General features: G+C 63.1%; 18 protein-coding genes. 14 read left to right on the top strand and 4 right to left on the bottom strand.

Annotated elements, in window-relative coordinates; translation table 11 throughout:
- The first annotated feature begins 10 nt into the window (after window positions 1-10).
- Genes dhaL through ABH922_RS21235 form a run of 4 tightly spaced genes read left to right on the top strand, consistent with a single transcriptional unit; the run spans window position 11 to window position 3,989 of the window.
- Window positions 11-640 (top strand): dihydroxyacetone kinase subunit DhaL, encoded by a 630-nt coding sequence (gene dhaL / locus ABH922_RS21250; RefSeq protein ID WP_424808800.1) that lies wholly within the window; start codon window positions 11-13, stop codon window positions 638-640.
- Window positions 637-1,530: a 3-keto-5-aminohexanoate cleavage protein gene (locus ABH922_RS21245; protein ID WP_424808799.1), complete on the top strand. Its 894-nt coding sequence runs from the start codon at window positions 637-639 to the stop codon at window positions 1,528-1,530. The genes dhaL and ABH922_RS21245 overlap by 4 nt, the downstream gene beginning before the upstream one ends.
- Window positions 1,523-3,247 (top strand): IlvD/Edd family dehydratase, encoded by a 1,725-nt coding sequence (locus ABH922_RS21240; protein ID WP_424808798.1) that lies wholly within the window; start codon window positions 1,523-1,525, stop codon window positions 3,245-3,247. The genes ABH922_RS21245 and ABH922_RS21240 overlap by 8 nt, the downstream gene beginning before the upstream one ends.
- Window positions 3,231-3,989 (top strand): SDR family oxidoreductase, encoded by a 759-nt coding sequence (locus ABH922_RS21235; protein WP_424808797.1) that lies wholly within the window; start codon window positions 3,231-3,233, stop codon window positions 3,987-3,989. Before ABH922_RS21240 ends, ABH922_RS21235 begins: the two co-directional genes overlap by 17 nt.
- A 75-nt stretch (window positions 3,990-4,064) precedes the next feature.
- On the opposite strand, the gene ABH922_RS21230 is transcribed toward ABH922_RS21235, so the two are convergent.
- A complete protein-coding gene (locus ABH922_RS21230) occupies window positions 4,065-4,850 on the bottom strand; it encodes an IclR family transcriptional regulator (RefSeq protein WP_424808796.1) in 786 nt (261 codons plus the stop codon).
- A 64-nt stretch (window positions 4,851-4,914) separates the two neighbouring features.
- On the opposite strand from ABH922_RS21230, the gene ABH922_RS21225 reads away from it, so the two are divergent.
- Window positions 4,915-5,814 carry an acetaldehyde dehydrogenase (acetylating) gene (locus ABH922_RS21225; RefSeq protein WP_424808795.1) on the top strand — a complete coding sequence of 300 codons (900 nt, stop codon included), beginning with the start codon at window positions 4,915-4,917 and terminating at the stop codon, window positions 5,812-5,814.
- Between the two features lies 1 nt (window position 5,815).
- Complete coding sequence (gene dmpG, locus ABH922_RS21220) at window positions 5,816-6,841, top strand: 4-hydroxy-2-oxovalerate aldolase (RefSeq protein ID WP_424808794.1); 1,026 nt, start codon at window positions 5,816-5,818, stop codon at window positions 6,839-6,841.
- 47 nt (window positions 6,842-6,888) lie between these two features.
- Here dmpG and ABH922_RS21215 read toward each other — a convergent pair whose 3' ends face one another.
- Both ABH922_RS21215 and ABH922_RS21210 read right to left on the bottom strand, forming a co-directional pair.
- Window positions 6,889-7,230: an Imm51 family immunity protein gene (locus ABH922_RS21215; RefSeq protein WP_424808793.1), complete on the bottom strand. Its 342-nt coding sequence runs from the start codon at window positions 7,228-7,230 to the stop codon at window positions 6,889-6,891.
- Window positions 7,227-7,907, bottom strand: a complete 681-nt coding sequence (locus ABH922_RS21210) for a TetR/AcrR family transcriptional regulator (RefSeq protein WP_424808792.1) — start codon at window positions 7,905-7,907, stop codon at window positions 7,227-7,229. Before ABH922_RS21210 ends, ABH922_RS21215 begins: the two co-directional genes overlap by 4 nt.
- A 134-nt stretch (window positions 7,908-8,041) precedes the next feature.
- On the opposite strand from ABH922_RS21210, the gene ABH922_RS21205 reads away from it, so the two are divergent.
- Genes ABH922_RS21205 through ABH922_RS21195 form a run of 3 tightly spaced genes read left to right on the top strand, consistent with a single transcriptional unit; the run spans window position 8,042 to window position 11,841 of the window.
- Window positions 8,042-9,820, top strand: coding sequence for an acyl-CoA dehydrogenase (locus ABH922_RS21205; RefSeq protein WP_424809750.1), 1,779 nt, complete (start codon window positions 8,042-8,044; stop codon window positions 9,818-9,820).
- A complete protein-coding gene (locus tag ABH922_RS21200; protein ID WP_424808791.1) occupies window positions 9,813-10,766 on the top strand; it encodes an oxygenase MpaB family protein in 954 nt (317 codons plus the stop codon). Before ABH922_RS21205 ends, ABH922_RS21200 begins: the two co-directional genes overlap by 8 nt.
- A gap of 31 nt (window positions 10,767-10,797) precedes the next feature.
- The gene (locus ABH922_RS21195) at window positions 10,798-11,841 is read left to right on the top strand and encodes a DUF6670 family protein (RefSeq protein ID WP_424808790.1); all 1,044 of its coding nucleotides are present in this window, start codon (window positions 10,798-10,800) and stop codon (window positions 11,839-11,841) included.
- 29 nt (window positions 11,842-11,870) lie between these two features.
- Here the strand turns inward: ABH922_RS21195 and ABH922_RS21190 are convergent, their stop codons facing one another.
- On the bottom strand, window positions 11,871-12,632 hold the full coding sequence (locus ABH922_RS21190) for a MerR family transcriptional regulator (RefSeq protein WP_424808789.1): 762 nt from the start codon (window positions 12,630-12,632) through the stop codon (window positions 11,871-11,873).
- Between the two features lie 344 nt (window positions 12,633-12,976).
- Between ABH922_RS21190 and ABH922_RS21185 the strand changes: the two genes are divergently transcribed.
- The 5 genes from ABH922_RS21185 to ABH922_RS21165 all read left to right on the top strand — a co-directional run bounded on the left by ABH922_RS21185 (window position 12,977) and on the right by ABH922_RS21165 (window position 18,607).
- Window positions 12,977-14,530, top strand: a complete 1,554-nt coding sequence (locus ABH922_RS21185; RefSeq protein WP_424808788.1) for a Rieske 2Fe-2S domain-containing protein — start codon at window positions 12,977-12,979, stop codon at window positions 14,528-14,530.
- An 11-nt stretch (window positions 14,531-14,541) separates the two neighbouring features.
- Window positions 14,542-15,207: a YoaK family protein gene (locus ABH922_RS21180; RefSeq protein ID WP_424808787.1), complete on the top strand. Its 666-nt coding sequence runs from the start codon at window positions 14,542-14,544 to the stop codon at window positions 15,205-15,207.
- Window positions 15,208-15,244: 37 nt separating this feature from the next.
- Window positions 15,245-16,870 (top strand): cation:proton antiporter, encoded by a 1,626-nt coding sequence (locus ABH922_RS21175; protein WP_424808786.1) that lies wholly within the window; start codon window positions 15,245-15,247, stop codon window positions 16,868-16,870.
- A 68-nt stretch (window positions 16,871-16,938) separates the two neighbouring features.
- Complete coding sequence (locus ABH922_RS21170; protein WP_424808785.1) at window positions 16,939-17,595, top strand: HEAT repeat domain-containing protein; 657 nt, start codon at window positions 16,939-16,941, stop codon at window positions 17,593-17,595.
- 4 nt (window positions 17,596-17,599) lie between these two features.
- A complete protein-coding gene (locus ABH922_RS21165) occupies window positions 17,600-18,607 on the top strand; it encodes a MerR family transcriptional regulator (protein ID WP_424808784.1) in 1,008 nt (335 codons plus the stop codon).
- Window positions 18,608-18,691 lie beyond the last annotated feature (84 nt).

Raw genomic sequence — 18,691 nt, 5'->3', positions numbered from 1 at the left:
AGAGCTCGAGATGACAACGCTGAACGTTTTCGACACCCGATCGTGGATCGGTAGATTCGCGGAGGAGTCGGAGAACCAGTTCGATGCGCTGACCGACTTGGATCGGCTCGTCGGAGACGGTGACTTCGGAATGAATCTGCGTTCGGGACTACGCAGTGCCACCGGACGGATAGCAAAAGATCCGCCGGGTGATCCGGGTTCGGTGTTCGCGCGGGTCTCCGATGCCTTCCTCGATACCGGCGGTACCAGCGGGCCGCTGCTCGGTCTGTGGTTCGGGCAGATCGCGGCCGTGGCCGGAGATCACGTCACCGCAACGCAGTTGGCGTCAGCGGTGGATACAGCCACGGTGGCAGTTCAACGTCTGGGTAACGCCCAGGTCGGTCACAAGACGATGGTGGACGCGATGGTGCCTGCCGCCGAGTCGTTGACGGCCGCAGCAGCGGCCGATGCCGGGGTTCTCGACGCACTCCAGGCTGCCGCGGAGGGTGCACGCCGCGGCGCCGAATCGACGCGATCGATGCTGGCGCGTCGCGGCCGGGCCACCTACGTCGGTGAGCATGCGCGTGGTGTGGAAGATCCGGGCGCGGCGGCGATCGCCATGTTCTTCGCGGCAGCGCAATCGAAAGGTATTACGGCATGAGTGATCTGGCGGGCAAGGTGATCGTCACGGTGGCTCCGACCGGCGGATTCCTGACAACGGCGGACACCCCGTTCATTCCCACACAGCCCGAACAGATCGCCACCGACGTCGCGCGGTGTCACAGCGCGGGAGCCAGTGTTGCTGCCCTGCATGCGCGTCTGCCCGACGACCAGGCCACCTGCGACGGTGACATCTACCGCCGGATGAACACCCTGATCCGTGAGCGATGCGACATCGTACTCAACAACTCGACCGGCGGCGGTGTCAACGGCGACATGGTGCGTACCCGCTCCGACGGAACTCGCGTCGTGGACTGGGACGCACGATTGCAAGGACTACACGGCGGCGCCGACACCTGCACGCTGGACGCGATCACCGCGTATGTCAGCTCGCCGGTGGGTGAGATCCTGATGGACACCCCCCCGAGCCGGGCTGCCGAACTTGCCGAAGCCATGCGGGATCTCGGTATCAAGCCGGAATGGGAGGCGTTCAGCCCTTCTCATCTCCTGCAGGAGATCCGCGATCTGACGGCCGGGACGCCGGGACCGCACCTGGTCAACATGGTGCTCGGTCTCGATCGGACGTTCCAGAATGCGATGCCGTACTCGCCACGAATCCTGCAGGAGATGATCGACTACCTACCCGAGAATTCGGTGTTCTCCGTCAGTATCAGCGGCCCGGACCAACTGCGGGGTCTCACCCATGCGCTCGTACTGGGCGGACACGTCCGGGTGGGTATCGAGGACTATCCGTACCTCGAGAACGGTGAACCGGCGGAGAACGTTCGTCTGGTCGAGAACATCGTCTCGATCATCGAAAAACTGGGTCTACAGCCTGCCACCAGCGAAGAAGCGCGGCAGATTCTCGGTCTGGAGTCCTCCGATGTCTGAAGTCGGCAGGACGCTGCGTTCGCAGGACTGGTTCGGCGGTAACGATCTCAACTCGTTCATCCACCGCTCGTGGATGAAGAACCAGGGCATACCGGATCGGATGTTCGACGGCCGCCCGGTCATCGGAATCTGCAACACCTATTCGGAACTGACACCGTGCAACGCACATTTCCGCGATCTGGCCGAGCAGGTACGTCTCGGCATCATCGAAGCCGGCGGATTTCCCGTCGAGTTTCCGGTGATGTCTCTGGGGGAGACGATCATTCGGCCGACGACAATGCTCTACCGCAATCTGGTGAGCATGGATGTCGAGGAGTCGATCCGGGCCAATCCGATCGACGGCGTCGTCCTACTGTGCGGTTGCGACAAGACCACTCCGGCGCTGGTGATGGGTGCGGCCAGTTGTGATCTGCCGACCATCGTCGTCTCCGGTGGGCCCATGCTCAACGGCAGGCACCAAGGAAAGACGGTCGGATCGGGTACATCGGTGTTCGAGATGAGCGAAGCCGTCCGGGCCGGCTGTATGACCGACTGCGAGTTCCGGGCCGCCGAATCGGCGATGTCGCGCTCTCCTGGGCACTGCAACACGATGGGGACGGCATCGACGATGGCGTCGATAGTGGAAGCGATGGGACTGACGCTTCCCGGCAACGCCGCGATCCCGGCCGTGGATTCACGGCGGCGAGTTCTGGCACGCGACAGTGGTGTTCGTATCGTCGAGATGGTCGCGGAGAATCTCACGATGTCCGCGGTGGTCGATCGACGCTCGTTCGAAAACGCAATTCGGGTCAATACCGCGATCGGTGGTTCCACCAATGCGGTCGTGCATCTTCTCGCAATCGCCGGACGACTCGAAATACCCTTGGAATTAGCCGATTTCGGTGAGCAGAGTCGCGACATTCCGCTGCTGGTCAATCTCATGCCCTCCGGCACCTTCCTGATGGAGGACTTCTACTACGCGGGTGGCCTGCCCGCCGTGATCGCAGAACTCGGTGACGCCCTGCACACCGACGCCGTCACGGTCACCGGGAAGAGCCTCGGAGAGAACAACTCGGATGCTCCCGTGTGGGACGCCGAAGTCATCCGCAGCACCGCGACGCCGCTTCGTGAGCGAGCAGGAATCGTCGTGTTGACCGGTAACCTTGCTCCAGATGGTGCGGTGATCAAACCGTCGGCCGCAGCACCCGAGTTACTCTCGCATGTCGGGCGCGCAGTCGTCTTTCACGGAATGGACGATTTCACCGCCCGTATCGACTCCCCTGATCTGGACATCGAAGCCGACGACGTCATCGTGCTGACCGGCGCGGGGCCGAAGGGCTTTCCCGGAATGCCTGAGGTGGGTAACCTGCCGTTGCCGCGCAAGCTCCTCGAACAGGGTGTGCGTGACATGGTCCGGATCTCCGATGCGCGGATGAGCGGAACCGCCTTCGGGGCAGTGGTGCTGCACGTCGCCCCGGAAGCGGCAGCGGGTGGTCCGCTGGCTGCAGTGCAGGACGGTGACATGATCGAACTCGACGTTCCGCGCGGGGTGCTGCGGGTACTCGTCGACGACGAGGAACTCGAGCGGCGGCTACTCGCGTTGCCGCTCCCGATACAGAAGAATACGAGCGGATATCAGCGACTGTTCGTCGATCACGTCATGCAGGCGGATCGTGGAGTCGATTTCGATTTCCTCGTCGGTAAACGTGGAACGGAGGTTCATGGTGACAATCACTGAACGGACGCGGCAGGTCGTCGTGGTAACCGGGGCAGGCTCCGGACTCGGCCGGGCAATGGCCACCGGGCTGCTCGACGCCGGGCACGACGTCGTGCTGGTCGGGAGGAACACGAACAACCTGGAGGCGACCGCCGCCGGACACGATCGCGCCGTGGTGCTGACTGCGGACGTCTCGTCGGCAGACTCGGTTCACGAACTGTTCGCTGCCGTCTCGGACAGATTCGGACGGCTCGACGTGCTGATCAACAACGCGGGAACGTTCGGTCCGTCCGGGACGGTGGACGAGATCGACCCGGCTGACTGGAGCGCCACGGTGGCCGCGAACCTCACCGGCGTGTTCCTCTGCGCTCGTGAAGCGGTGCGCATCATGAAAGTTCAGGACCCTCGCGGTGGACGCATCGTCAACAACGGTTCGTTGTCCGCGCACACGCCCCGCCCGGCCAGTGTCGCCTACACGGCCACCAAACACGGCGTCTCAGGGCTCACGAAGTCGATTTCGCTGGACGGGCGGGAGTTCGACATCTGCTGCAGCCAGATCGACATCGGCAATGCTGCGACGGACATGACGGTCGGTATCGGCACCTCGGCCAGGCAAGCTGACGGTTCCACGCGGCCCGAGCCGACATTCGATCCCCGCCATGTGGCCGATACCGTTGTGCGCCTGGTTGATCTACCACTCGACGTCAACATCCCGACGTTGACGATCATGGCCAATCGAATGCCGTACGTCGGACGCGGCTGACGCTTTCCTGCTCGGCCCGGTCGGTACGTGCGCAGTGTCGCTGCAGGTACTGCGCAGTGTCGCTGCAGATACTGCTCAATGCCGCTGCAGTACCGGCCGGACCACCGATTGTGCGCCCGCCAGGTCACGGGAAATCGCGATCGCTGTAGTACGTACGGCCGCGTCGATCCGGGTGAGGTTGATCCGGCCTGCCATACCCGAGATGGAGATGGCTCCGAGCACCTCGTTCTCGGGCCCGAGGATCGGTGCTGCGGCCCCGACTATTCGCGGCAGCGCCTCCTGCCGGTCGAAAGCTACGCCGCGCTTGCGTATTCGTTCCAGTTCACGTTCGAAGAGTGCCGGATCGGTGATGGTGTTCTCGGTGTGCGCTTTCAGTACTGCGGGAATGGCGATATCCGCCTGATCGGTGAACGCCAGTACCGCCTTGCCGGAGCAGCTCGCGTGAGCCGGCCAGCGGCCACCGATGTGCTGCGGCAGTCGAGGCCCGTCATCGCCACGGAAAACGTCCAGGTAGACCACTTCGAAACCGTCGAGCACCGCGAGCCCGACGTTGTGGCCGGTGGCTTCACGCAGAGCCGAGAGATGTCGGCGCGCGGCTTCACGTAGATTGCGCTGGCGCGGCACCGACTCGCCGATCTCGAAAAGAAGCAATCCGAGGCGGTAGTTGGTTCCCTGCCGCTCGAGCAGGCCGACGCGAACGAGATCGTCCACCATTCGGTACACGGTGGTCTTGGCCATGCCGGTGCGCCGGACCAGGGCGGCAGCGCTGAGAACGCCTGAGCTGTCTCGGAATGTCTTCAGTATCTCGGTGGATCGACCGATGGCGGAAATTTCGCCCTCGGTCCGATGAATGGGACTCACGGATAGCATTCTGGCCGCTCGCTGCGGGATTGTCGAGGGGCAATCGAGACGAACAGGAGCATCAATGAGCAAACCGATCGCAGCCATCGTCGGCCCGGGGAACATCGGCACCGACCTACTTGCGAAACTGCAGAACTCCGGCGCGGTCGACGTGGCCTACATGGTGGGGGTCGATCCGACCTCCGACGGTTTGGAGCGAGCCCGTCAGCGCGGCGTCGAAGCCAGTGCAGGTGGGGTGGATTGGCTGTTGGAGCGCGACGTTCTCCCCGACATCGTCTTCGAGGCGACATCGGCCGGAGCACATTCGGCCAACGCGCCACGATATGCGGCGGCGGGGATTCAGGCTGTCGATCTCACGCCTGCTGCGATAGGCCCGTTCGTGTGTCCGGCAGTCAATCTCGACGAACATCGCGCTGCTCCCAATCTGAACATGATCACGTGTGGCGGGCAAGCGACCATTCCGATCGTCCATGCGGTCTCCCGAGTGACCGAGGTGCCCTATGCCGAGATCGTGGCGACTATCTCCTCGCGTTCGGCCGGGCCGGGCACCCGTGCCAACATCGACGAGTTCACCGAGACCACCTCGAGGGCGGTGGAATCGGTCGGCGGCGCACGATCGGGCAAGGCCGTGATCATCCTCAACCCGGCCGATCCGCCGATGATCATGCGTAACACCGTGTATTGTGCGCTGACTCCCGACGCCGATCACGCCGAGGTTCTCGAGTCCATCCACACGCTGGTCGCGCGGGTGCAGGAATATGTACCGGGCTACCAGTTGCGGGCGGACCCGCAGTTCGATTCACCGAGGCCGGAGTGGAACGGATGGGGGAGGGTGACGACGTTGCTCGAGGTCCGCGGCAACGGAGATTACCTACCGCCATGGGCAGGCAATCTGGACATCATCACCGCCGCAGCCGCCCGCATCGCCGAGACCATCGCCACTACTCCGAAAGCCGCTGTCTGACATGAGTATCGATACAGTACCTCTACGCATCACCGACACGACGTTGCGTGACGGCAGTCATGCAGTGTCGCACCGTTTCACCGTGGAGCAGGTCACGGACGTCGTGCGCGCATTGGATGTAGCAGGCGTCTCGGTGATCGAGGTGAGTCACGGCGACGGTATCGGTGGTTCGTCGTTCAACTACGGGTTTTCGTCGACACCTGACATCGAATTGATCAGGGCGGCAGTCGACACCGCCGAGCGAGCGCGGATCGCGGTCCTGCTCGTTCCGGGAATCGGTACGCTGCACGATCTCCGGCGCGCGCAGGAGGCGGGCGCATCGATAGTGCGTGTAGCCACGCACTGCACCGAGGCGGATGTTGCGGCGCAGCACTTCGGCGCGGCGCGCCGAATGGGTATGGAAACCGTGGGTTTCCTGATGCTCTCGCACATGGTGAGCCCCGAAGCTCTGGCGGCGCAGGCACGAATAATGGTCGATGCGGGCTGTGAGTGTGTGTACGTCGTCGATTCGGCCGGCGCGTTGCTGCCCGACGACGCCCGCGCGCGGGTGGAGGCGCTGGTGGCCGAGATCGGCGGTCAGGCACAGGTCGGTCTGCATGGTCACCAGAATCTCACTCTCGGCGTGGCTAATTCGTTGGTGGCCTACCAGGCGGGTGCGCGTCAGATCGACGGTACGTTGTGCGCGTTGGGAGCCGGTGCCGGAAATTCGCCCACCGAGGCGCTGGTCGCTGCGTTCGAACGTCTGGGGGTGGAGACGGGGCTGGACCTCGACCTCGTACTGGCCGCAGCAGCGGACGTCGTACATCCGTTTCTCACGCAGGTGCCGTGGGCGGATCGCGATTCGATCATCCAGGGCCGGGCCGGGGTGTACTCGTCGTTCCTCCTTCACGCCAGGCGCGTGGCCCAGCGATACGGGGTGCCCTCGCACGTACTGCTGCGTGAGGTCGGCAAACGAGGGTACGTCGGTGGGCAAGAAGACATGCTGATCGACGTTGCCGTCGAACTCGCGGCACTTCAGGGAGCCTGAGGCGACGGCCTGTCCGCAGTGGCCGACTACGGACAGGCCGGGCGGATCTAGTCGGGTTCCGAAATCTCGATCAGCCCGCTCAGATATTCGACATCCGAATAGGCTTTGGCAAGAAGAATTCCGAGTTCGGTAAGCGCTTCGTGGTCGGTTCCGTAGGCGACGAACATGCCGGCCTCCGGATCGGTGCCGAAGCGATTTTTCAGGTGTGGTGCATCGCGCCCGACCACTGCCTCGGCGACGGAGCCCCAGTCGTATCCGTTGCCCTCGAACCCCTCGGTCTGCTCGAAGACCGATGCGACTTTCCCGAAATACTGATCCGTCAGCATCAGGGACCACGTGCCTGCGGAGGTCTCGAACAGCTGGAGCGGTTCGATCGAGGGTGATGTCATGAGGGCATTGAAGCAGAGTCGGCCGACAACTCGCGTCGCCGACCGACCGACTGGGCCAGGGTGACGGCGAACGCTGCGAGCCTCTCGCGGGTGAAGACCTCTGGATCGCCGACCGCCAACCGGCCGAGCATCTCGGCGAACGACAGCATGGTGTGCGCGAGCAGGACAGGATCGAGTCCCTCGAGGTGCGGTTCGAGAGCGATGCCCGCCCGCGCGAGTTCTTCGGCTCGGGCGAGGATCGCGGTACGGGCGAGTCTGAGCAGTTCGTGATACTCGGTGGGCGCGTTTTCCGGTGTCGTGAGAATCAGTCGCCAGCGTGTGGGGTTCTCGAGTACGGCGTCGACGAAGGCTCCGACCGTTCCGGCGTACGACGCCGCCGGGCCCAGTTCGCTCAGGTCGGTCGGCATCGTGGACAGTGCTTGCGCGACGGCGCGCTCGTGTTCACGTCGGAGCAGCGCTTCCACCAGATCGGTGCGGGTGTCGAAGACCGTGTAGAGAACCGGCTTGCCCACGCCGGCCTCGGTGGCAACGGCCTCCATGCTCAAGTTGTGGAGCCCGATGCGTCCAGTGACCTCGAATGCTGCATCCAGGAGTTGCTCGCGGCGCTGCTCAGGTGCCATGCGGGGTGCGTATTTCCGCCGGGGGGTCGTCGTTGTGTCGGATTCTGACCTGGTCATCGTGTGCCTCACCTCGGCTCTCACCTTAATCTGCCTGCACCTTTCGGATGAATAATACACAACCGTTGTATTCAGTCGGCGCAATTGTTACGGTGGCGTTGTATTCGAGTGGCTGCCCGCGCAGTCGCGCCGAGATTTCGAGGGAGACCATCGCAATGACGTCGCCGAACGAACTTCTGCTTCAACCGACTGCGTACGACCCGCAGGATTTCGACGAAACCACCCGTAAGCTGCTCCGAGCTACGGTCGAATGGTTCGAGTCGAGGGGAAAGGATCGGCTGCTTTCCGATTACCACGAGAAGGTCTTCTACTCGGATTTCCTCGACTTCGCGGCCGAAGAAGGACTGTTCGCCACCTTCCTCACTCCGACGCGTGATGCCGTTGGTGATCCGGACAAGCGCTGGGACACCAGTCGCATTGCCGCGCTGTCCGAGATTCTGGGCTTCTACGGTCTCAACTACTGGTACCCGTGGCAGGTAACCATCCTCGGTCTCGGTCCGGTGTGGCAGAGCGAGAACGAACCGGCCAGGGCGCGGGCCGCCGCGTCGCTCGAGGCGGGCGGCGTCGCCGCATTCGGTCTGTCGGAGAAGGAACACGGAGCCGACGTCTACTCGACGGACATGGTCCTGGCGCCGGACGGAGACGGCGGATACCTGGCCAGTGGCTCGAAGTACTACATCGGAAACGGCAACTGCGCCAACACCGTATCCGTCTTCGGGCGGGTGAACGGCGTCGAGGGCGCTGACCAGTACGTGTTCTTCTACGCCGACTTCGAGCATCCCGCATTCTCCGTCGTCAAGAACATCGTGCCCGCCCAGATGTACGTCGCCGAGTTCTCGCTCGACAACTACCCTGTTGCGGCCCACGATATTCTGCACACCGGCGAGGCTGCGTTCAGTGCTGCGCTCAACACCGTCAACATCGGCAAGTTCAACCTGTGCTTCGGTGGAATCGGGATGTCCACCCACGCCTTCTACGAGACGATCACCCACGCTCACAACAGAATTCTCTTTGGCAATCCCGTCACGAATTTCCCGCACGTGCGGCGCGAGTTCGTCGACGCGTATGCTCGACTGCTCGCGATGCGACTCTTCTCGGACCGAGCAGTGGATTACTTTCGCAGCGCATCCGAGGACGATCGCCGCTACCTGCTGTTCAATCCGGTCACCAAGATGAAGGTCACCACCGAAGCGCAGAAGGTGATCGGATTGCTTTCCGACATCGCCGCAGCCAAGGGGTTCGAGAAGGACAGCTATCTGGCAGTGGCCAAGATGGACGTCGACGGCCTGCCCAAGTTGGAGGGCACCGTTGCCGTCAACCTGGCACTGATCGCGAAGTTCATGCCTGCGTATCTCTTTGCACCGGAGAACTTCCCGGAGATTCCGACTCGACGTGACGGCGCCGACGACGAATTCCTCTTCCGTCAGGGACCGGCGCGAGGGCTGTCCAAGGTCCGGTTCGGCGACTGGCGCGCGGTGTACGCACGATCGGCGGACATTCCCAACGTCGCGCTCTTCGTCTCGCAGGCGGAGTCGTTGGTGACGCTGCTCGCCGAAGCCGCGCCGGACGCGGCTCAGCAGGTGGACCTCGACTTCGGCTTGGCGATCACCGAACTCTTCACTCTCGTCGTCTACGGCCAGTTGATTCTCGAACAGGCCGAGATCCTCGGCCGCGACAGCGGGTTGGCCACCGGGGACATCCTCGACCAGATCTTCGACGTCCTCGTCCGCGATTTCAGCGCGGCGGCGGTCGAGCTGCACGGAAAGCCCAGTGCCAGTGTGCCGCAGCAGCGATTGGCGCTCGCTGCAATCCGCCGTCCCGAGTTCGCGGCTGAAAGATTCGAGAACGTCTGGCAGCACGTCGTCGGACTGTCCGGTGCATACGCGATGAACGGAGGATCGCACAATGTCTGAGCACTTCGGGAATCGGCCGCGCGAGGACTACGGGTTTTTCGGCCCGGGCTCGCCGAGTTGGAAGATCTGGGCGGCGCCCACCGCGCTGATCGGATTTCAGCGCTCGGTTGTTCTGGAACACTTCGATCCGTATCTGGCTGCGGCGGTCGCCGACATGAGTGGCATCTACAGCGATCCTGCCGGCCGGTTGGACCGCACGCTGGCATACTTCCTCACCGTTGCCACTGCAGACGGCCGAACAGCGATGGAACTGTCCGACCACCTCATGACCGTTCACGCGAAGGCAACGGGAATCGAACCGATCACCGGCACGCGGTACAGCGCCAACAATCCGGCATCGCAGCTGTGGATTCACGTCACGGGTTGGCATTCGGTGTTGAAGTGCTACGAGATGTACGGACCGGGACCGCTTTCCGCAGCAGACGAGCAGCGGTACTGGGACGAATGTGTGATCGCCGCAGAACTGCAGACGTGTAAGCCGTCCGAGGTTCCACGCTCACGTGCCGAGGTCCGTGACTACTTCGCCGAGGTCAGGCCGAGGTTGTGCACGTCCGAGCGGGCGAATCGGGCGATGCACTATCTGTTGAGAACTCCACGCGCGCAGGGCAAGACCAAGTTTGCCGCGTTCAGCCGGATGGTTGCTCCGGCCACCATCGCGACGCTTCCGCAGTGGATGCGCACCATGGGCGGATTCGATCAGCCGGCCCTGGTGGACAAGGCGATAGTGCCGGCCACCCGCATGGCTGTCCGTGCCGGTAGCTCACCGAAGAACATGACCAAGGCATTGAAGGTCATTGCGCCGATGACCGGGAAGGTGCTCGCACGTCATCTGCGTGACGATCGGCCTGTCGATCCGCGCGTGGTCACACCGGCCGAGATCCGCGAGCGGGTGCCGCGGCGGAACTCCTCGGATCGAACGGTTGCTCGAGCCGACGCGCTCACGTAGTTCGGATCTTCTTCGAATACTGGGGGGAACAGTGGTTGATTCGCCGGGTGTGGCCAGGCGGTTGACGGAGTTGGTGAACCGGACGGGCCGGGTGAACGGCAAGCCGTTCGATCCCGGTACGCCGATGCCGCCTCCACAAGGTCGATTGCGGAACTGGGTGCACTACGGAGTGATGGTGCCGGATCTTCCTGAGCCGCATCGCGCGTTCGGAGTCATGTCGATCGTCGGCACCCCCGGTGTCACGATCTTCGCCAATGACCTCGAGATCACCACGACGGCGCCGGATACCGTCTACACCTCGTCTGCGACCGCATCCATGGACAGCGGACAGTTTCTGGTGCACAGCATTGCTCACGACTGCGAGTTCGCCCCGGACGGCAGCCGTCTGAGGTTCGGTAACGAACTCGAGATCAACGGCGTGTACCCGTACTTCACCGTTCGACGGTCACATCAGGATGTGACCGTCGAACTCGAGATCGAAGCCACGGACACGGTTTCGCACTTCGCTAACGTTCCAGGCGTGTATCGGCATTGGAGTCTGCTGTCGACGTATCGCGGGTACGTCGAGCATCAGGGGGGTCGCATCGACGTCGAGGGGCTGTGCACCGTCGAATATGCTTCCGGTATCGGAATGCACAGTCTGACAAGGTCTATGCGCCCCCGGGTGCCGGCAAAGTTCTTCACCTATCATGTCCTCAATCTCGACGACCGCACCCAGGCCCTGCTGGTTCAGGTTCTGGGGCCAGCCGGATTCCCCGTCCAGAAGGCGGTGTACATCCGCTCACTCGACGATCCCGGTACGGTATTCACTCGCGGATTCGGTTTCCGGGTAGACGAATACGAACCGGAACCGCGCCGCACACCCGACGGCCGCACGATGCGGCTTCCGGCGTCGCTCTCCTGGCACGTTCTCGACGACGACGGTCGTGAGCTGATCACCGTCGAAGGTCGGTCCGGAGGCGGCTACTCCTACGGTCTCGGTGCCGGGTACGTCGGCACGTACGACTACACCGGGCGCTACCGTGACCGTGAAGTCTCGGGTGTGGCCTACATCGAGTACATCGACTGCCGATAACCGCAATACCCGGGATCGGTGAGACTGCCCTAACCCAAGCGGGCGTCGGCGTACACGGCCATGGCATCACGGTAGAAGGCGGCAAGTCCCGGTGTTATCGCGTCGTAGGTCGCGGCGAAGCGTGGATCGTCGACATACATCTGCCCCAAACCCTTGAATGCCTGCGCATCAGGCGTCCACATTCGACGAATCGACTGGTACGCACGTTCGATTTCCACCTGGACCTGTGCGTCGTCCACTCCCAGACCGGCTGTCATGAGTTCGGCCATCCGAATCATGGCAGCGGTTTGTTCGCGCTGCATGCGTTCGGTGTCGGTCGGAGTCAGCGTGTCGGTGAACTTCTTCGACTGTGCCCACTGATCCGGCCACCGTTGCTGCGCTTCGTGCTCGTGCTCGGTGGGATCGAAGCCGTCGAAGAGATTCTCCGGTCGTGCAATCTCTGACATGTTTTGCTTCCCCTCGTTTCTCGCGAGTTCGTCGATGGTTCGTGCAACGGTGTCGGCCACGCGAGTGAGGCGATCTCGTTCGCGGACCAACCTCTCCAGATGGTTTCGCAGCGACTGCACTCGATCGGTCTGCTCGTCGAGAATCGAGGCGATTTCGGCGAGGCCGAGATCCAATTCGCGCAACACCAGGATCTGCTGCAACCGCAGCAGTTCTTCCTGTTCGTAGTAGCGGTACCCGTTGCCGGAGACACCGGCAGGTGGAAGCAGGCCGATGGCGTCATAGTGGCGAAGTGTCCGCGACGTGACTCCGGACATTCGCGCTACTTCCACGATCGAGAAGACCATGTCACGTTCCTTCGCTGAACTCGTACCGGAACTTCCGGCACGCTCGACGCTAGAGGTTGACGTTACGAGAGCGTCAAGCGTCGGAGGGCGAGAGACTGCTTGCGGAGACGAATCCGGGCGTAAGCCGTTGCTTCGTGATCCGGGAGGATGAACAGATGGATTGCGGGCAGTGACGTTTCAACGCCCATAGTGATAGCGGCAGGCCGCGATTCGGATCTGAGCGTGTGCACCGACCGCCTGAACGGGTACTCGACGTCACAACCGTGGCCTGCCGGATCGCGATTCGGCCCTGATTTCGCCGACTATGCTGGTTTCCGACCAGCAGTACGATTTCGGAGGTTGTTATGCAGATCACCAGTGTCGGCCACGCGGGATTTCACATCCAGACGGCGGCCGGATCCATCCTGTGCGATCCGTGGGTCACTCCGACGTACTTCGCGTCCTGGGTACCGTTTCCGGACAACACCGAGCTCGACTGGGATTCGCTCGGGAACTGCGACTACCTGTACGTCTCGCATCTGCACAAGGATCATTTCGACCCGAAGAACCTGATCGCGCACGTCAACAAGGACGCAACGGTTCTGCTCCCCGACTACCCGGTCCCGGATCTCAAGCGTGAGCTGGAGAAGCTCGGTTTCCACAAGTTCTTCGAGACCGAGGATTCGGTCAAGCACACGGTGTCCGGCCCCAAGGGCGACCTTGACATCATGATCATCGCCTTGCGCGCGCCTGCCGACGGGCCGATCGGCGACTCCGGGCTGATCGTCTCGGACGGGGAGACCACCTGTTTCAACATGAACGACGCCCGCCCCGTGGACCTCGATCCGATGACCGAGGGTTTCGGCAAGATCGACATTCACCTTCTGCAGTACTCGGGCGCAATCTGGTACCCGATGGTCTACGACATCCCCAAGGGCACCAAGCGGAACTTCGGCAAGCAGAAGCGTCAGCGCGGCATGGACCGGTGCCGAAACTACATCGCGCAGGTGGACGCGAGCTGGGTGGTTCCCTCTGCCGGACCGCCGGTATTCCTCGACGACGATCTGCGTTACCTCAACGACGATCATGGTGACGAGGGAAACATCTTCCCGGATCAGATCACCTTCCTCGAGCAGATGCACATCAACGGCAACGACCGCGGGCTTCTCATGATCCCCGGTTCCACCGTCGAGCTTCGTGGCAGTGAGAAGGTCGGGTTGACGCATCCGATTCCCGACGCCGACGTCGACCGCATCTTCTCGAACAAGGCCGAGTACATCGAGCAGATGGCGCAGAAGATGGCTCCGGTCATCGACGCGCAGAAGGCGTCGTGGGCACCGGCGGAAGGCGAGCCGCTTCTGGACGGGCTCAAGGCCAAGTTCGAGCCGATCATGGCGCAGTCCGATCTGATCTGCGACGGCATCGGCTACCCCGTCGGACTCGTCATGGGCGAAGAGACCGTCGTTCTCGACTTCCCGAAGCGGATCGTTCGCGAGCCGATCGAAGGAGAAGGTAAGTACCGCTACGGTTTCCGTATCGCACCGGAGTTGGTACGCACGGTTCTGCGTGACGACGAGCCGGACTGGGTCAACACCATCTTCCTGTCGACGCGGTTCACGGCGTGGCGTATCGGCGGTTACAACGAGTTCCTCTACACGTTCTTCAAGTGCCTCACCGACGAGCGGATCGCGTATGCGGACGGCTGGTTCTCCGAGGCTCATGACGACAGCGCGTCCATCGAACTCGGTGGATACGAGATCCAGCGTCGCTGCCCGCACTTGAAGGCTGATCTGTCGAAATTCGGCAAGGTGGACGGAACAAACCTCACCTGTGATCTGCATGGTTGGCAGTGGGATCTCGAAACCGGCCGGTGCAAGACCTCCAAGGGCCATGAACTGCGCACCAGCAAACTGAGCTGACGGTCGGGGCGGTGCCGGGCTACAGCAGATCGCTGATCGGTCTGGCCATCGCTCTTGCCGGTTTGGCCGGCTACGTGGACGCTCTGGGTTTCATCGTCTTGGGTGGCCCGTTCGTCTCGTTCATGAGCGGAAACATGACCCAGGCAAGCGTTTCGGCGGCGGACGGCTTGTGGTCGGCTGCGGGGGTGGCCGGCGGTGTGATTGCGCTGTTTCTCGTCGGAATTGCACTCGGTACCGTCGTCACTCACGTCACCGAGCGGTATTCACTACGCACACGCAAGGTGACCGTGCTGGCGATCGTCGCAGTCTTGTTGGGTATCGGGTCGGTTCTGAGCAGCTTCGCCGTCACCGCCGGGGCGGTGTCAGCGATGGCGTTGTCGATGGGCGCGGTCAACTCCGTGTTCCAGCGGGACGGTGAGGTCACCATCGGTGTCACATATATGACGGGCGCGTTGGTCAAGATGGCCCAGCGACTTACCGGCGCGTTTCTGGGTGGTCCGAAGTGGGCGTGGTTGGAACACTTCGGAATGTGTGCCGGATTGATCGCCGGTGCTGTTCTGGGAGCAGTGGCGCACCGAGGTATCGGTCTTCACGCCCTGTGGCCGGCTTCGGCATTTGCCCTTGTCCTGATCGGCGTGGCGTGGCGCGTATCCCCCGCAGAATCGGTGCGGGTGTAAAAAGAGCTGACAAAATTCGCGCTCTAAGGGGACAGCAATGGACGCTCTGATCATCGTGGTTCTCGGACTGCTCGGCATCGTCGCGGCTTCGACGCTCGGAGCAAGGATCGGGGTGGCAGCACCGTTGCTTCTGGTGGTGGTCGGAATCGGGGTCAGTCTGCTGCCGTGGGTTCCCGCCGTCCATATCGATCCGGAATGGATTCTGGCCGGAGTCCTTCCGCCGCTACTGTACTCGGCGTCGGTATCGATGCCGTCCATGGATTTTCGTCGCGAGTTCGGTTCGATCGGTGCGCTGTCCGTCCTGCTCGTGGTGGTCAGTTCCCTTGTCCTCGGCGCGTTCTTCACCTGGGTGATCCCAGGCCTGGGGATTTGGTGGGGCATTGCCCTCGGTGCGATCGTGAGCCCGACCGACGCGGTGGCGACGTCTATCGCCAAGAAGCTGCCGGTCTCGCCACGGGTGGTATCGATTCTCGAAGGCGAGAGCCTGCTCAACGACGCGACGGCGCTGGTGCTGTTGCGCACCGCGATCGCCGGTACTGCGGCGTCCGTATCGCTGTGGAGTGTGTTGGGCAAGTTCGCTTTTGCCGTCGTCGTTGCCGTTGTGATCGGTTTCCTCGTCGGCAAGGTCAATCTGATGGTCCGGGCCAGAATCACCGATTCGACGGCCAACACGGTCATCTCGTTCACCGTGCCGTTCCTGGCGTCCATTCCGGCGGAGGAATTGGGTGCCTCCGGCCTGGTTGCCGCAGTCGTCGCCGGGCTTGTCACCGGATACGGCGCGCCCCGGACACTGTCGCCGAGTCATCGACTGTCGGATGCGCAGAATTGGCGCACTGTGGAGTTGGTGTTGGAAGGCAGCGTCTTTCTCGTCATGGGCCTGGAACTCTCGTCGATCATCGAGGACGTTCGAGCGGAGCACCAAGGTATTCCCGCCGCGATACTCGTTGCGGCAGGCGCTCTTGCACTGACGGTTGTGGTTCGAGCTGTGTACGTGGCGCCGCTGCTGCGAGCATTGCAGGCGGTGGCCCGTCGCCGCGAGAAGATCAAACCCACTTTGCATGATTACACGAACCAACTCGAGAATCCGGAGCAGTACGGTGAGTTCAAGGGCCGCCGCGGCGACAAACCGTGGGAGCCGTCCGACAATCAGCTCGAGAGGTTCAAGACACGACTGCGACGCACGGCCGCGGATATCGACTACTATCTTGCCGCGCCGTTGGGTTGGCGTGAAGGAACTGTAGTCGTCTGGGCCGGAATGCGAGGTGCCGTTACCCTGGCTGCGGCACAGACACTTCCGGAGGATACGCCCAGTCGACCGTTGCTCATCCTGATCGCCTTCCTGGTTGCCGCCGGATCATTGATCCTGCAGGGTGGGACGCTGAAACGAGTCGTGCTCGGAGTGGGGTCTTCGCCCGGCACCACCGTGGATTCCGATATCGACGAGCGTCGACGGATACTCGAGCTCCTCGACAGTGCGGCAGTGGCCGTCGTCTCGGACGGTTCGTCGAAGCGGTATCAACTCGCGGTGCTCGACGCCCAACGTCAGGCCGTGCTCGACGCGCGCGACGACGGACTGTTCGACGGCAGGATGCTCGCGACCGTACTCGAGGTGCTGGACGCCGATCAGATCAGCCTCGAGCTCAAAGGTGGCCCCGACGACTGACCAGTGCGAAGGATTTGACCTTCACACGGTGAGAAGGCGTTGTGTTGTCGTCGAAGGAGGCACCTTTGATGAACACGACCAACCACGACACCCAGAACATACGGCTTCACGAAGCATTGGCAGCTACCGATTCCTCGGTGCGTTTGAAGGCAGCACTGGTTGCGGGTACCGCGGGTGATCCGGGGATGGCGGATGTACTTGTTCTCCGCTGCGCACTCGAACCGGACTTCTTCGTCCGCGACATGCTGACCTGGGCCTTGACCAGGCTTCCGGTCGACGTCACGATTCCGAGACTGCTTGCGGAGCTGTCGTCAGGCAGTTCTCAGGCGCGAAGCCAGTCTCTGCACACGTTGTCGAAGATCGGTGATCGCACGGCGTGGCCGACGGTGGTCACGTTCGTCCACGACGGTGACGCCGAGGTTGCGCGAAGTGCGTGGCGGGCGTCAGTGGCTCTCGTCCCGATCGGTGGCGAGGCTGCGCTTGCCGCCGAACTGGTGCGGGAGCTCGGGCGCGGTGATCGTCAGATGCAGCTCAGTCTCAGCCGCGCGCTGGCGAGTCTGGACGACGACGCACTACCCGTCCTGGCTGCGCTGGAGTCGAGCGCCGACCCGCTGGTGCGCGCTCACGCCGCCGCTACCGTACAGCTGTGCCAGGATCCGGAGAGCGGTTTCGATCCGTCGTCGGAGCTGGCGAAGCGTATTTCGGTGATCGGGGTGGAAGGGTAGCGGAATGCTCATCGGTGAGGTGTCGCGAAGCTCCGGCGTCAGTGCGCGGATGCTGCGGCACTACGACGACCTGGGGTTGGTGAGACCGACTGGTCGCACGTCCGGCGGCTATCGGGAGTACTCCGCCGACGACGTCCGGCGACTTTTCCACGTGGAGAGTCTCCGAACGCTCGGGTTGTCGTTGCACGACGTCAAGCGGGCGCTCGACGAGCCGGATTTCGCGCCCGGTGCGTTGGTGGCAGATCTGATCCGGCATACCCGGGAGCGGATCGCCGCCGAGGAGGACCTGCTCGTCAGGTTGGCTCGGATCGACTCGGCTGCAGCCGGGGGATGGGACGACGTCCTGCGCCTGGTCTCGCTGCTGCGTGCTCTCGAATCGGATTCGGGTGCGCACCGTCAGAAGGCGGTGCTGACGCAGGATGCCCCGATACCGGCGACCGTGTTGGCCGAGGCTGCGCTGTCGGAACGGGATCTGAACGTGGCCGGTGCATTGCAGTGGGCATTGGGGCGCACCGCTGATCGGGGTCTGGGTGAGCTGGCTGCCGGTCTGAGTTCGGCGGACGTCGAGATTCGGCGGCGCGCCGTCCACGTCATCGCCGCCCTGCACGGCAGCGAGGCGACCGAGTTGGTGCGCTCGGCGCTCGCGGATTCCGATGCCACAGTTCGTGATCGCGCGGCGCTCGCACTCGGAGACCGGGGAAGTGTCGACGCGATTCCGATTCTCGTCGACATGGTCTTCGGCGGCCGCAGCGACGTCGAGGCCGCCGAACGGCTGGGGCTGATCGCCGAAGCGGTCGGCTCCGCCGTCGATGTGATCGACGCTCTGGCGTGCAGGTTTTCCGGTGCGGCCGAACCGTCAGTTCGCCTGCGCCTCGTGCAGGCGCTGGCCGAGATTCCGGGACCGGCCGCGATGGACGCGCTCGGCGTGTTCGCCGAAGACGACGACCGAACGGTCTCGGTCACGGCCGCGGTGATCCTCGATGCGCAAGCGCGGCAACACCGTCCAGAATGAGCACCATCCCGAACTCGATGTGCAGGCGTGGTCGGTGGATGACCGCCGCGACGTCCACTGACCACCGGTGCAGCTTTCGGTTCG

This window comes from Rhodococcus sp. 27YEA15, assembly GCF_049739425.1.
GTDB lineage: Bacteria > Actinomycetota > Actinomycetes > Mycobacteriales > Mycobacteriaceae > Rhodococcus_F.
This window is presented reverse-complemented; position numbering and strand designations above follow the sequence as displayed.

Coding starts and splice junctions, on each gene's coding strand:
- dhaL (WP_424808800.1), top strand. CDS start 11: ATGACAACGCTGAACGTTTTCGACACCCGATCGTGGATCGGTAGATTC.
- ABH922_RS21245 (WP_424808799.1), top strand. CDS start 637: ATGAGTGATCTGGCGGGCAAGGTGATCGTCACGGTGGCTCCGACCGGC.
- ABH922_RS21240 (WP_424808798.1), top strand. CDS start 1,523: ATGTCTGAAGTCGGCAGGACGCTGCGTTCGCAGGACTGGTTCGGCGGT.
- ABH922_RS21235 (WP_424808797.1), top strand. CDS start 3,231: ATGGTGACAATCACTGAACGGACGCGGCAGGTCGTCGTGGTAACCGGG.
- ABH922_RS21225 (WP_424808795.1), top strand. CDS start 4,915: ATGAGCAAACCGATCGCAGCCATCGTCGGCCCGGGGAACATCGGCACC.
- dmpG (WP_424808794.1), top strand. CDS start 5,816: ATGAGTATCGATACAGTACCTCTACGCATCACCGACACGACGTTGCGT.
- ABH922_RS21215 (WP_424808793.1), bottom strand. CDS start 7,230: ATGACATCACCCTCGATCGAACCGCTCCAGCTGTTCGAGACCTCCGCA.
- ABH922_RS21210 (WP_424808792.1), bottom strand. CDS start 7,907: ATGACCAGGTCAGAATCCGACACAACGACGACCCCCCGGCGGAAATAC.
- ABH922_RS21200 (WP_424808791.1), top strand. CDS start 9,813: ATGTCTGAGCACTTCGGGAATCGGCCGCGCGAGGACTACGGGTTTTTC.
- ABH922_RS21190 (WP_424808789.1), bottom strand. CDS start 12,632: ATGGTCTTCTCGATCGTGGAAGTAGCGCGAATGTCCGGAGTCACGTCG.
- ABH922_RS21185 (WP_424808788.1), top strand. CDS start 12,977: ATGCAGATCACCAGTGTCGGCCACGCGGGATTTCACATCCAGACGGCG.
- ABH922_RS21175 (WP_424808786.1), top strand. CDS start 15,245: ATGGACGCTCTGATCATCGTGGTTCTCGGACTGCTCGGCATCGTCGCG.
- ABH922_RS21170 (WP_424808785.1), top strand. CDS start 16,939: ATGAACACGACCAACCACGACACCCAGAACATACGGCTTCACGAAGCA.
- ABH922_RS21165 (WP_424808784.1), top strand. CDS start 17,600: ATGCTCATCGGTGAGGTGTCGCGAAGCTCCGGCGTCAGTGCGCGGATG.